We start from the raw sequence: 13,103 nt of genomic DNA on the forward strand, positions 1-13,103 counted from the left end.
AAATAATACTGCGCTATAAACTAGCGTGTGTGTAAGGGAATATCTTTAACTATAATTTTATAATGCATTTTGAAAAAATAAAAAATACATAAAATAAGATTTAATTTGCTTATGCAGGGGTAAATATTTTAGATATCTTATTTTGTTGTGAATTTAAATCAGAACCCAAAAAATATTTTATGTTTGCATTTATATACTGGCAGCTAATTCAATAGATTTCTTGTTATATTAGATGAAATATAGCGAGCTTTATTTAATTCAATCAGTTCATAATAAAATAAATGCCAATGGATCGGAAATGTGATGAGAAAAACTAAACAAGTTATTGCGTCTATAAAAGAAGAAGAGAATGATTATTATTCCGATGATGATATTTTTTCAATATCTTCATGGGGTGCTGATCTTTCATTTAGAGAATTAATTGATCGATATGAAAATGATGAATTAGAAAAACCTGAACTACAGAGGAAATATGTGTGGGATAAAACTGAAGCATCACGTTTCGTTGAATCGATTTTATTGGGCTTGCCTGTTCCAAGCATTTTTTTAGCAAAAACAAACGATGAAAAAATGCTTATTATAGATGGCTATCAAAGGATAATGACAGTTCATGATTTTGTGAAAGGTACTTTTTCAACAGATAAAAAACTTTTTCGTCTTTCTAATTCAAAAAAAATTAATAGACGCTGGAGAGGTAAATCTTTTAGCGAATTAAGTGAAGCAGACCAACGTAGAGTTAAAAATACTACAATACATGCAATAATTTTTGTTCAGGATCAGCCATCTGAGACCAACACAAGCATGTTTCAGGTTTTCGAGCGGATTAATACTTCTGGGCGTACACTGTTTCCTCAAGAAATTCGTAATTGCATTTATCAAGGTGAATTTAATTTATTCCTCCTGGAACTTAATAAATATAAAAATTGGCGAAGATTATTTGGCTTAAGCCAGGAAGATGGAAGAATGCGTGATATAGAACTGATTTTAAGATTTTTTGCGCTTAGTTCAGATATGTTCAAAAACCAAGAAAAAGAAAAAATTTCATTGAAGAAATTCCTTAACGATTTTATGAAAGCTAATATTAATATATCTGATTCTGAGAAAAAGCTTTTTAAGAATCGTTTTGTCAGCACTGTTGACTATATCTTTGAAACCTATGGCGAGCATGCATTTCATAATATCTCACCGACTAATCCACAAAAATTAACATCGAAATTAAGTCCCACAATCTTTGATTCTATTATGATTGCAACAGATGACTTGTTAAAGGAGTCCTTTTTCTTACATGATGGAGAGGTCTCTGAAACTAAGAGACGTTTACTTTTGAAAGATGATCGTTATAGAACCTCAATTAGTAAGGAAACAATGAAAAAGGATTCGATTTTAATGCGAATTGATGTTGCTAGCATGATGCTCTATGGAAGGCGTTATGTATAATGATGGTGTTGAACAAGAGCTCGCCAGGTGTGAAGATGAGATTGTATTGTTGGGGAGAAAGATTGATGAATTAGGCGTGACAAATAGTTTAGTGCCCTATCTGACTAAGTACGCGATTATTCGTGGGTGTGGGGCTATTGAGCAGGCGTTTAAATCCATTATCGTAGATTATTGTATAGTTAACTGTAATGTTCAGGTTATTAATTATCTTGAGAATAAAATCAGCAGGTCATCAATGAATCCCTCTTATGAAAATATTTGTGGATTGTTAAAGGAATTGGATGACAATTGGCACAGAAGATTTAAGAATGAAGTGAATGGTCATTCAAATGCTAATTTAAAAACTTCCCTTTCATCTCTTGTTCAATTGCGTAATGAGTTTGCGCATGGCGGAAATCCTACTGCAAGTATTCAGGATGTTTCAACCTATTTTAGTGATTCAAGAGTAATAATTTACAAGCTTGACACTGTCATTCGTACGTTATGATTCTAAGAGACTTTTATTTTTTCTTCTTAAGAATCTTAAAATTAAGTGAAAATTATATTTCTCTCAAATGCTTAATTGGCAGCTTATTAAGATTGGGTACTGTAGCCAAATTGTAGCCAGGGACCTCAGAAAGGGCCGAAAACGAGGGTGAAATACAGAATTGGGGTTGGGCTGGAAGAAAATTGATAGCGGCGCAAAAGACCCCGGACTTGTTTGGAAATTTGAAAAATTATTTGCTTGAAGCCTCTTTTTTGAAGAGGCTTTTTTTATTTTAAGCAAAGAGCATTCAAGCGGGCAGGGCTTGGGTCGTTGGGCGCGGGGCTTGAGCCGCCTTCTTCCTTCTGCGCTGTCGGTCTGCCGCCGGGCGGGGCTTCTGGAGCCGCGTTCTGCGGCTTTTTTTATTTGTCGGGATTGGCGGTTTGCGGGGGCTTTGATCTTTTACCTGTTTTATCAAGGAGTTGATAGTAAACTGTTTGAGGGTGAATGTTCCTTGAGTTCGGAGGGGCTTCATCTGCCGTGGGTCGTTTTGTTCTGATCTTTACAGGTTTCTTCCACTTTTTGGCGCGAGGCGTATCGATTCAATCCGATGACTGAACCTTCGACGAAAATTGATAACTCCGTTCTCTGGCCTGTCCTCACCGTTATCTTCTTTTTAGCGCTCAGCTATTTTGTTTCTCATATCTTATCGCGTCAGGCTGTTTTGCGGGACCGGGAAACGTTGAATTCCTATGTGAGCGAGGTGGCGAGCGGTCTTTCCTCGATCATGAATCAGCGTTTGCAATTGACTCAAAGTCTGGCGGCATACGTCAAGGTCAACGAGGACATGACGGAGGAGCAGTTCCAGGAATTTGCTGTGGGGGCTATGGGCCAATTGCAGGGCATTCGGAGTTTGCAGTTGGCGCCCAATGCGGTCGTCAAGTTTGTGACGAATAAAAGTGAAAATGCAAAGGCCATCGGTCACGATTTGCTGGGCGATCCTTTGCGTCGCCCTCTGGTCGAAGCTTCAATAGAGGAAAAACGCTACGTTATCGCCGGGCCGATCGACCTGATTCAAGGGGGGCGGGCGATCATCGGGCGGAATCCTATTTTCCTGAAGTCGCCTGATGGCTCGGACTATTTCTGGGGCTTTGCAACGATCTTGCTCGAACTGGATACGATTCTCGATATCGCGGTTTCTGTTCACAGCAGAACGAATATTGATATTGCCATCCGCGGGAAGGACGCTCTGGGCGACAGGGGCGAGACTTTTTATGGGGAGGATGAGGTCTTTGAGAATGACCCCGTCCTCGGGCAGGTTAATTTGCTTTCTGGCTCATGGGAAGTGGGAGTGGCGCGCGCGGGGGGAGTCCCTGGTTTGCTGAGACTGCAATTCATTGTCTGGGTGGTTGGCGTGATTTTCTCCCTGACGCTGGGCGGTCTGGTTCGGAAAATCGTGAAGGAACCCGAGGTTCTGAGAGACGCTGTTATATTGGCCACCCGCGATCTGCAGGCTGAGAAGTCAAAAACGGAAGAGCTTCTAATTGAAACTGAAAGATCGAAAAAAGAAGCGGAGTCGGCGAACAAGGCCAAGTCCAATTTTCTGGCGAACATGAGCCATGAAATCCGCACGCCTATGAATGCGATTATGGGCTATTCCCAAATCCTGCTTAGGGGGAAAAGTTTTGATTCTGACACCCGGCATGCGTTGGAAACCATTGGCAAGAGCGGTAAAAATCTCCTGAATTTAATCAACGAGATACTGGACCTTTCAAAAATCGAATCGGGGCAAATGGAACTCGTTCATGCTGATTTTGATCTCGGTGAATTGATTTTTGATGTTTCAAGTATGTTCGAACTCCGGTGCCAGGAAAAACAACTCGAATTCAAAGTCGAAGGGATAGATGCGGGCGTGAGGGCGCATGGAGACGACGGCAAGCTGAGGCAGGTTCTGGTGAACCTGGTCGGCAACGCGGTGAAGTTTACAGATTCTGGCGGCGTGACCTTAAGAGTCACCGCTCTTGAAAACGACCGGCGTTTATTTGAAGTGATAGACACGGGGCAGGGCATCGAGGAAGAGGATCATAAAAGAATATTCGAACCTTTTCTTCAGTCGGATGAGGGCGTTAAGAAAGGGGGCACCGGGCTGGGGCTGGCGATTTCTAGAAAACAGTTGGAATTGATGGGGGCGAGTCTGGAGTTAGAGTCGCAACCAGGAAAAGGCGCGCGATTTTATTTTACCCTTCAGCTTTCGCCGGCTCAGGGCGCTGTTGAAAATAGGGCTGAGAAAATTGCTAATGTTCTGCGGCTTGCAGAGGGTCACTCTGTGACCGCGTTGGTCGTCGATGATGTCGTTGAGAACAGGGATGTGCTGAGGTTGATTCTTTCTAATATTTCGGTGCAAGTGATTTGCGCCGAAAACGGGAAAGAAGCTCTGGATCTGATAGCGCGGGATCAACCCGATATTATTTTCATGGATATAAGAATGCCGGTAATGGGTGGGGAAGAGGCGATGCGGGAGATTCAAAAACAATACGGGAGAGATCGCTTTAAAGTAGTCGCTATCACTGCATCCGTTTTGGGGCGGTTGGAGGAGAAATATAAGAAACTTGGATTTCATTATTATATAGCCAAGCCTTTTAACGAGGAAAAGGTTTATTCATGCCTGAAAGAATTGCTCCAAGTGGAGTATGAATATGAAAAGGAAGCGGATGAAGAAAAGGCGGCGAGTGTCGGGCAGAGCCATGATTTTTCCAATTTATCCATTCCTGAGCATTGTATGAATCGGATGAAGAAGGCGGCTGAACTTTATAATGTCACCCAGCTTGAGGATGTTCTGGGCGAACTTATGGAGGATGGCATGATTTATAAAGACTTTGTCCAGTACATCAGCAATCTTTTGAAAAAATATGATATGAAGGCCATTCAGAATATTTTGGAACAGATAGCATCAACCCCTTCAAATTGAGGGCTGAGCGAACTAATTATTTCTGGACTTCGTTGTGAGAGAAATTAACCAGTATGAAATACTGAGAAACAGCACGAGCAGTCCATACATGAGTATTTCTTTTGCTTTTTCCGGGGAGAGGGAGACGATCAGTATCTTGCGGATCAAGGCGGCGATGACGAGGGTTAAGAATGCGGCCAGGGCGGAGGAGCCGCCGCGCAAATGTTTTATTTCTTCGTTGATCAGTTCGATCGCCGACCAGAGAATCAAGAGACTGCCCAGGGTGGTTAAAATTCCTCTTTCTATGGATGAGGCTCCTGAGAACAGGAGATAAACATCATAGCCGAACAGTCCGATTGAAAAAGTCGCGACCATGACCAGAGCGCCCATCAGCAAATAATTAAAATACGATCCAATAGTCTTCAGGTATTTGAGGAGTTTGTTTTCGAGCTTTGTAATGCTGGAGGCGTGTTTCGTTTCGGTTTCTCTGGATGATCCGGTCAGGATATCCAGATTGATTGCCAGGATTTTCTCGAGGGCCTTGATCCTTTCTGGCAGAAATTTGTCTTCGCCATAGAGTTTTTGAATGAGGGTCATGGCGAAGATGGGCGTGAAGTGGAACAGGGCCATCATATGGTGGGTGGGGATTTCCAGCTTTGCATGCGCTTCCTTGATTTTTCCAAGCTGTAAAAAATAGTCGGTCTCATAGCTTCCTGCGAACAGGCCGGTGAACCACTGTCGAATCAGATCGCGATGCTTCATGAGCGCGGTATCTGTTTCAAAAAAATCGGGCGCCTGACCGAGTTTCCAAATAAATTCATAATAACCATCAGAAAATTTTTCGACATGCGCTTCCGAGTCGGGTTTCATCTGCGCGAGGAAAATTTCATCCGATTTTGTGAAGGCGTATTGGGCCTTGAGGAGGTTGAGCGTTTTGGGCATTGTACTTTTCATTGTCGCTATAACTTATGGAATGGTTGCTTGAGGGGCCGTCAATAAACAGGGGAATGATTGCAGGGCTAACCCTTGGGGGCGGGAGCGGGCGCTGCGGGTCTTCCGGGTCGCCTTTTGTTTTTCTTGAAGAGATGGGGCGATTCCAATTGTTTGGCTGAGCGGATATTCAACTTTTTTATAGAAATTACTTTTTTTAAAATACCGGTATTATCGAAAACCTTGACTTCATACATGCGATGGTTTCTTTCTGAAAAGGTTATTTCAATTCTGTTTCAGCGTTTGTATTCAGTCTGGCGCGGGCAGGCAGGGCAGGCGATGAATGTACCGGCTCCTGATCGCAATCTTTGACAAAACGCTTGTTTATGAAAGGCGACGTCATGGCGGAGAGCAGGCCTGAGTACTTGAGGCCAAAACTCACTTCGTCGCCAACCTTGAAATTGTGATTCTCGTTGTCGATGATCGTGTGGTCGCTACTGGCCCCGAGGATGGTTAGCGGGGATTCAGGCGTCAGGCCCTGCATGTGAACATCCTGTTTTCCCAGAGCGACTATTGTTCTCTCGCGGATTCCCCGGTCAGAAAAGCTGGGGTTATCTCCAAAGGCGTCCTGACCATTATCTCCAAAGGGAAGCGACGGTTTCTTTTTGGACTCGATCACTTCTGTGACGAGTTTGAAAGCTCCCGTGTGCAAGCCTGGAATTTGCTTTCTGCCGATCGTTTCCCGACCTAGAAGAATGGACTCTCCTATCCGCAGATTATTGATTCTCCCCATGCTTTTTGTTGATTTGAACCAATCGTAATTTGCGGAGTTTCCACCGGAAATGATTTCTAATTTAATATGAAATTCTTTTTCGAGGGAACCTGCCAAGTCTGAAAGCTTCTCCATATTCTTGTTGCCAGGCTTGATTCCCCCGTGGCAGGCCAGATTACAGCCGATTCCTATAATATAGATATGAGGCAGAGATAGAGTTTCTTTGACGAATTGAGAAAGGTCAGCGGGGAGTATTCCTTCGCGCAAATCTCCCAGCTCGACCATGATGATCACTTTGTGAGACTTGTCATTTCCTTTTGCGAACAATGAGAGTTCCCTGATTGTCTCCATCTCGCTGTTCAGACTGATGTCTGCATGTTTGATGATGATTTCCGCATGGCTTGGCGGACTGCGCAATAATACGAATTGAGTGGAGAATTTGTCCGCGGCTTTCATCTTTATGATGTTTTCAATGCGGGAGTCTGCAATGTATCGGACTCCGCCCAGGATCATCGCTTCGGCAATCGCCGGTTCGCCAAGGACCGCTTTGGTGACACCCATGAGCCCTATTCCCCTTTGCCCGTAAAGGGCGCACAGTATTCGGGCGTTCTCCTGAATTTTTGAGAGTGAAATTTCTATGCGTGGGAGTGATTTTTGCAAAGGCTCCTTAATGAGCATCAAATGGCGCTGAGCGCTATTTTGGGAAGTGGTCCTGTGCTTGTTTGAAAAGAGAAGGGTTCCGGCTTTAGAAAATTTTCTTTGATGGCAGCCACTAGTTTTTGACAGCCATGGGCCAGGACGTCGGTAGTCGGCAATTGAAGCTGTTTTTCAAAACCCTGTATGTAATTGCTGGTTTCTTCTCTCGTCATGTGTTCGTGGCTCAATGCAATCGCAATCACTTTGGAGGCGGAGATGGATTCAATCAGCTTGATTTCATTTTCAACGGTGGGCATGACCAGATTTGGGAAGTCGCATCGGAATCGTCTGCCGGGCGGATGCTGGAGAATGATGCCATTGGGCTGACTTCCTTTCAAGATGCTCAGAGAACCCATGAAAGCGGGATGGCTGACCGAGCTTTGTCCTTCAACAAGGATGATATCCGGCGCCTCGTTATCGAAGGCCTGAACAACGGCGTTTTCAATTTCGCCCACCACAAACTGTGAGACTAGCGCGTCTATGGATACGCCATAGCGCGCGCCCTGCATCAGGCTGGTTTGTCCCGTTGCGACGAGCGTTGATTTTATGTTGAGATCATTGAGGGCCTTGTTGAGTTCAACCGCGGTGGTCATTTTTCCGCAGGCGCAGTCCGTTCCCAGTATTGCGATGACGGGAACATTGACGCGTGCAATATCGCCGGTAAAAACATGCAGGTCTTTTAATGGAGGAGCTTTTCTGATGTCCTTGATCTGAATATGATGCAGGTCGGCCTTTTGAGAAAACTCCAGGTCTTCAGAGAAAAATTGATGGAGACCATTGATGATATCCATCTTGTTTTCCATCGCCTCTAAAATTAACAACCTTTCTGGTCCCGATACACAGGTTGCCAGTGGCGCCTTCCCGTAGATATAGCAATCCGGGACTTCTGGCAACTGACTCAAGGCGTCCTTTAAATTTTCAAAGATGGGAATGCCGGTTTTCCCCTCGCCCAATTCTTCGCTGGCGTCTTTTCCGCTTAAGTTGCTGTCAATGATTCCTACTATGGAATAAATCTCTGAATGCCTTACAAGCGCCGCCGCGGTTTTACCGTCGACCAGGCCAAATTGTCCCTCACAATAAACCAGCGCCGTTTTCTTCGCTGGCGACTTTATTTTCATTTTCATATTCCGTCGCCGCTTGGGAAACGGTATGCGATTGCTGTTCAGGTCTACACTTGTTTCAAGAATTTTCATTAAGTTCCTGTTGAGTATTTTGAGGCGTTGGGGCATCTAAATTTTTGCAACGCTCGCGAACGGACTGGTAGGGCATCCCTTCAGCCAGAACGTAACGTTCTGCCCGAACAAACCATAATGCCAAACCGCCTCTGTTAAATCCTGGTTCCGCGGGATCTTTGCTCTTGCCAACGCCGAGGGAACCTTTTCGGCCTGTTTTTTGCCAGCCACGGGCTTCCATAATCATGCGAACCACCACGCCGATCGCTTGCCTGAGCCTTTTGCTTTTTTGATTATTCGCTCCGGACAAGGCCCTATCTATTCTTGGGTAAGATTCCAGTTCCCGGACGACTCCAGCCAGAGGCGGTCTGTCATGATGAATTTCAGAATCTTCCATGCGAACTTGTCGGGCTTCATCATTAAAGAAGTCGAGAATAGCGTCGAACGGCTGTTCCGGGTCGTTTGCAACATCCGAAAAGGTTCGAGCCTGGACGTCTTCAATGAGTTTCTCTTTTGTGATCTTCACGCGTGGCATTACTGTCTCGTTCTGAATGATGTTGAAGTCTTGGCGTGGTGATTATATGAAGGCTTCGAAATATAGATACAATTTTTGAAGGTTCAATTATTGTATCTAATGAAGAGAGATAATCATAGCGTATAATTTCCATGGCCGGGCAATGACCTTTATAAGGAATCGTTCGATTGTTGACGAGGGGATATGAAAGTGCGAAAATCCGGTGAAATTCCCGTATGCATTGAGGCGCGTTGAATGATGGAGAAGAGTAAAATTGTTGAGTTGCTGGAGACGATCCCTTTCTTTGCGGAATTCAACGCGAAGGAGAAAGATTACGTGGCGGGGCTGGAGGCTCAGGTTCTGCGTTTTCGACCGGCGGATATCATTATCAAAGAAGGCGATATCGACAAGGCGTTTTATGTCGTCCTCAAGGGCGCGGTCTTCGTTTCCAAAAAGAAACCGCACGATGTGGTGCTGGCAAAATTGCGGACGGGCTCCGTGTTTGGAGAAATCGCTTACGTGGGGAAAAGAGCGCGCACCACTTATGTAATCGCCGACGGGGATGTGATCGCCTTGAAAATCAACTTGAGCGAAATCGATACGCTGGACCCGATGGTGCAAAGCAAGATCAAGGATCAATTGATAGGCATTCTCGCCGATCGTTTGAATATCATGAATGATCAGGCAAAGCGTTTTGCATAAACCTGCCAGTGAGCCGTAAACTTACCTTATATCCCCGTTTTGACGCATCGGCCTATTGTGTGGTTCCACCGATTAACAACAGCCGCTTTGTTCGGCTTCCATTGAATCGCCGACGCAACAGGCGCTGTCCTGCGCGGAAACGGCGCCGCCGCTGAAGAGCTCTGCGTCTTCCATGGTCTGGTAGCTTTCCCAGGCGATGCCGCTCGGGTCCTCCACCCAGGTCTTGTCGGATTTGGCGTAACAACAAACGGTTTCGCCGGTGGAGAAGGTTTGCATGTCGGCATGCTTCAATTGTTCCCGCAGTTGCTCCAGTTCGCTTGCTTCATCAACCTGAATGCCGAGATGGTCGATGCCTGCTTTGGCGCCGCGGGCGGAGATGGCGAAATTCACCTGCGGGTCGTTGAGCATCCATTTCGCGTAATCATCTTTTTGTTTGCTGGGTTGGGTCCCGAATAATGCGGAGTAAAAATTCATCGATTGTTTCAGATTGTCCACCGAGACGTGGATATGCATGCGTTTCATTGATGTTTCTCCTGTTGATTGTAGATTGAAGCGTCAGTCTGCCGAGCAGGAGGACGGGGCCGCGCAGTCTTCCTGATCTCCCTGACAGCAGTTTTCAGTGAGATAGTCCATGAGCGAATTCATGGATAGATAGTTGGCGGAATAGAACAAGGTTCTTCCGTCTCTGCGACAACAGATCAGCCCGGCCTGCTTGAGTTCTTTCAGGTGAAAGGACAAGGTGGACGGGGGGGTGTCGAATTGTTCGCCGATTTTCCCGGCGGAAACGCCGTCCTTACCCGCTTGAACCAATAACCTGAAAACTTCGAGTCGATGTTCCTGAGCGAGAGCTGATAAAGCTGTGACTGCATTCTTAATTTCCATATTTCTAAAATTATCAAATTATTTATAGGCTGTCAAGGGGCTGATGGAAATAGTTTTCTGGAGTTTTTCCATCTTCCTTGAGTGGTCCTTTGAGGAAGCTATGGAGAGTGTGCCCCGAGGTTTGATATCGTTAGTCTCGGAGCTGTATCTCAACGAAGCCTCAAGATAGCTGTGGATTCTGGTTCCGGTTGGATCCCAATTTCCTATCTGCTAAAATCCATTGCAATCGGTAACGAGCGTTACTTACGTTCCGGTTGGATCCCAATTTCCTATCTGCTAAAATTCACAAAATGAAACAATCAGGTATAAACGTGTTCCGGTTGGATCCCAATTTCCTATCTGCTAAAATCTGATTCGTCTGGTAACATCCAGAACACGGGTTCCGGTTGGATCCCAATTTCCTATCTGCTAAAATATTCTAGACGAAGTACCAGATATTGACACGGTTCCGGTTGGATCCCAATTTCCTATCTGCTAAAATCAATCATCACCGTTCAGCATGAGAGCTCTAGTTCCGGTTGGATCCCAATTTCCTATCTGCTAAAATAATTTTTCACGTCACATTTTAGCTCGTAGCGTTCCGGTTGGATCCCAATTTCCTATCTGCTAAAATAAATTTGCAATCAAGGCAGATGAGCCAGCAGTTCCGGTTGGATCCCAATTTCCTATCTGCTAAAATGCGCGCTGTTATTGCGACACCACAAATTACGTTCCGGTTGGATCCCAATTTCCTATCTGCTAAAATATATTTTACGAGCTTCAATCGAACTGTTCCGTTCCGGTTGGATCCCAATTTCCTATCTGCTAAAATAAATTAAATTAACGTTCGAAGAGCAGATAGTTCCGGTTGGATCCCAATTTCCTATCTGCTAAAATCGTTGATGATTCGGATTCGGCATTCGAGTTGTTCCGGTTGGATCCCAATTTCCTATCTGCTAAAATATTCGCCCGCGTCGCTTTGACCGCCATCAGGTTCCGGTTGGATCCCAATTTCCTATCTGCTAAAATGGCATCTACTGCCATGAAGAAGGTTGCCCGGTTCCGGTTGGATCCCAATTTCCTATCTGCTAAAATGTCTTATCAAGCGTTCATGGACGCGAAATCGTTCCGGTTGGATCCCAATTTCCTATCTGCTAAAATCTGGTCTTGGCTCGACGGAAACGATAACAAGTTCCGGTTGGATCCCAATTTCCTATCTGCTAAAATAAAGCCCTGCAAACCCGCAACCTGTACGGCGTTCCGGTTGGATCCCAATTTCCTATCTGCTAAAATAAACGCATCCGCAAGATTCAACAACGTTCGTTCCGGTTGGATCCCAATTTCCTATCTGCTAAAATGGCATTGAGTTTGATAACAGCGTGGTAGAGGTTCCGGTTGGATCCCAATTTCCTATCTGCTAAAATAATCTTCAAATCGTTCAATCATCGGCTTTTGTTCCGGTTGGATCCCAATTTCCTATCTGCTAAAATTCTGGCTGAAACATGCGCTTAAATCGGGCGGTTCCGGTTGGATCCCAATTTCCTATCTGCTAAAATAATACAACAAAAATGATTATGCAGAAGTCAGTTCCGGTTGGATCCCAATTTCCTATCTGCTAAAATTTCCAATCAAAACATTTTTTACATAAATCGGTTCCGGTTGGATCCCAATTTCCTATCTGCTAAAATTTCCTGAAAAAAACCCCCCATCCGAGGATGTTCCGGTTGGATCCCAATTTCCTATCTGCTAAAATCACGGTTCCAAATAACTGGAAAGTTTATGGGTTCCGGTTGGATCCCAATTTCCTATCTGCTAAAATACCACCAACTCCGGGCGATTGAGCAGGTAGTTCCGGTTGGATCCCAATTTCCTATCTGCTAAAATTTAAATGGCACACAAGCGCAGACGCTGTCAGTTCCGGTTGGATCCCAATTTCCTATCTGCTAAAATGAACCTGAACCGCAAGAAGATGAACAGGAGGTTCCGGTTGGATCCCAATTTCCTATCTGCTAAAATAAGATACCGCAGATCGAGGAAGTGACTGGCGTTCCGGTTGGATCCCAATTTCCTATCTGCTAAAATGTGTTCGCTTTCTTCCCGCGCTGAAAAAACGTTCCGGTTGGATCCCAATTTCCTATCTGCTAAAATCATCAGCACCGGATGTATTTTCCCTTGCCGGTTCCGGTTGGATCCCAATTTCCTATCTGCTAAAATTATGCGCTCTAACATCGCGCTCTCCAATAAGTTCCGGTTGGATCCCAATTTCCTATCTGCTAAAATCTCTACCCGTCGCGGATAAATACCGAACCAGTTCCGGTTGGATCCCAATTTCCTATCTGCTAAAATCAGGGGGTTTACATGATGGTTAGAGACCTTGTTCCGGTTGGATCCCAATTTCCTATCTGCTAAAATCGATGCCCGTCAAAAGGCTTCCGTCTACCGGTTCCGGTTGGATCCCAATTTCCTATCTGCTAAAATAAAATGACAATCATTAAGAAAATTCAACGCGTTCCGGTTGGATCCCAATTTCCTATCTGCTAAAATACTGGCGGTACAACCCCCTGAATCTTCGGGGGTTGACTGTCGGTGTTTGAATTCTTTTCATTCGT

At 44.9% G+C, this 13,103-nt stretch carries 10 protein-coding genes and 1 CRISPR repeat array; of the genes, 4 read left to right on the plus strand and 6 right to left on the minus strand.

Going from position 1 to position 13,103, the window contains the following annotated elements; all coding sequences use genetic code 11:
* The first annotated feature begins 303 nt into the window (after nucleotides 1-303).
* From G3M78_08245 to G3M78_08255, 3 genes are all read left to right on the plus strand, one after another.
* A complete protein-coding gene (locus tag G3M78_08245) occupies nucleotides 304-1,437 on the plus strand; it encodes a DUF262 domain-containing protein (GenBank protein ID QPJ65381.1) in 1,134 nt (377 codons plus the stop codon).
* Nucleotides 1,430-1,924, plus strand: a complete 495-nt coding sequence (locus G3M78_08250; protein QPJ65382.1) for a hypothetical protein — start codon at nucleotides 1,430-1,432, stop codon at nucleotides 1,922-1,924. Before G3M78_08245 ends, G3M78_08250 begins: the two co-directional genes overlap by 8 nt.
* A 586-nt stretch (nucleotides 1,925-2,510) precedes the next feature.
* Nucleotides 2,511-4,868 carry a response regulator gene (locus G3M78_08255; protein ID QPJ65383.1) on the plus strand — a complete coding sequence of 786 codons (2,358 nt, stop codon included), beginning with the start codon at nucleotides 2,511-2,513 and terminating at the stop codon, nucleotides 4,866-4,868.
* 12 nt (nucleotides 4,869-4,880) lie between these two features.
* Here the strand turns inward: G3M78_08255 and G3M78_08260 are convergent, their stop codons facing one another.
* From G3M78_08260 to G3M78_08275, 4 genes are all read right to left on the minus strand, one after another.
* Nucleotides 4,881-5,801: a hypothetical protein gene (locus G3M78_08260; protein QPJ65384.1), complete on the minus strand. Its 921-nt coding sequence runs from the start codon at nucleotides 5,799-5,801 to the stop codon at nucleotides 4,881-4,883.
* A gap of 256 nt (nucleotides 5,802-6,057) precedes the next feature.
* Nucleotides 6,058-7,209 carry an alanine/ornithine racemase family PLP-dependent enzyme gene (locus G3M78_08265; protein QPJ65385.1) on the minus strand — a complete coding sequence of 384 codons (1,152 nt, stop codon included), beginning with the start codon at nucleotides 7,207-7,209 and terminating at the stop codon, nucleotides 6,058-6,060.
* Between the two features lie 17 nt (nucleotides 7,210-7,226).
* Nucleotides 7,227-8,363 (minus strand): DUF1611 domain-containing protein, encoded by a 1,137-nt coding sequence (locus G3M78_08270; GenBank protein ID QPJ65386.1) that lies wholly within the window; start codon nucleotides 8,361-8,363, stop codon nucleotides 7,227-7,229.
* Nucleotides 8,364-8,424: 61 nt separating this feature from the next.
* The gene (locus tag G3M78_08275) at nucleotides 8,425-8,952 is read right to left on the minus strand and encodes a hypothetical protein (GenBank protein QPJ65387.1); all 528 of its coding nucleotides are present in this window, start codon (nucleotides 8,950-8,952) and stop codon (nucleotides 8,425-8,427) included.
* 234 nt (nucleotides 8,953-9,186) lie between these two features.
* On the opposite strand from G3M78_08275, the gene G3M78_08280 reads away from it, so the two are divergent.
* The gene (locus G3M78_08280) at nucleotides 9,187-9,633 is read left to right on the plus strand and encodes a cyclic nucleotide-binding domain-containing protein (protein QPJ65388.1); all 447 of its coding nucleotides are present in this window, start codon (nucleotides 9,187-9,189) and stop codon (nucleotides 9,631-9,633) included.
* A 72-nt stretch (nucleotides 9,634-9,705) separates the two neighbouring features.
* On the opposite strand, the gene G3M78_08285 is transcribed toward G3M78_08280, so the two are convergent.
* Together G3M78_08285 and G3M78_08290 are read right to left on the minus strand one after the other, a co-directional pair.
* On the minus strand, nucleotides 9,706-10,155 hold the full coding sequence (locus G3M78_08285; GenBank protein ID QPJ65389.1) for a glyoxalase/bleomycin resistance/dioxygenase family protein: 450 nt from the start codon (nucleotides 10,153-10,155) through the stop codon (nucleotides 9,706-9,708).
* 33 nt (nucleotides 10,156-10,188) lie between these two features.
* A complete protein-coding gene (locus G3M78_08290) occupies nucleotides 10,189-10,515 on the minus strand; it encodes a helix-turn-helix transcriptional regulator (GenBank protein ID QPJ65390.1) in 327 nt (108 codons plus the stop codon).
* A 181-nt stretch (nucleotides 10,516-10,696) separates the two neighbouring features.
* A CRISPR array of direct repeats spans nucleotides 10,697-13,038; the repeat unit is 36 nt; unit sequence GTTCCGGTTGGATCCCAATTTCCTATCTGCTAAAAT.
* The last annotated feature ends 65 nt before the right edge of the window (nucleotides 13,039-13,103 follow it).

The sequence above is a fragment of the Candidatus Nitrohelix vancouverensis genome, from assembly GCA_015698305.1.
GTDB lineage: Bacteria > Nitrospinota > Nitrospinia > Nitrospinales > VA-1 > Nitrohelix > Nitrohelix vancouverensis.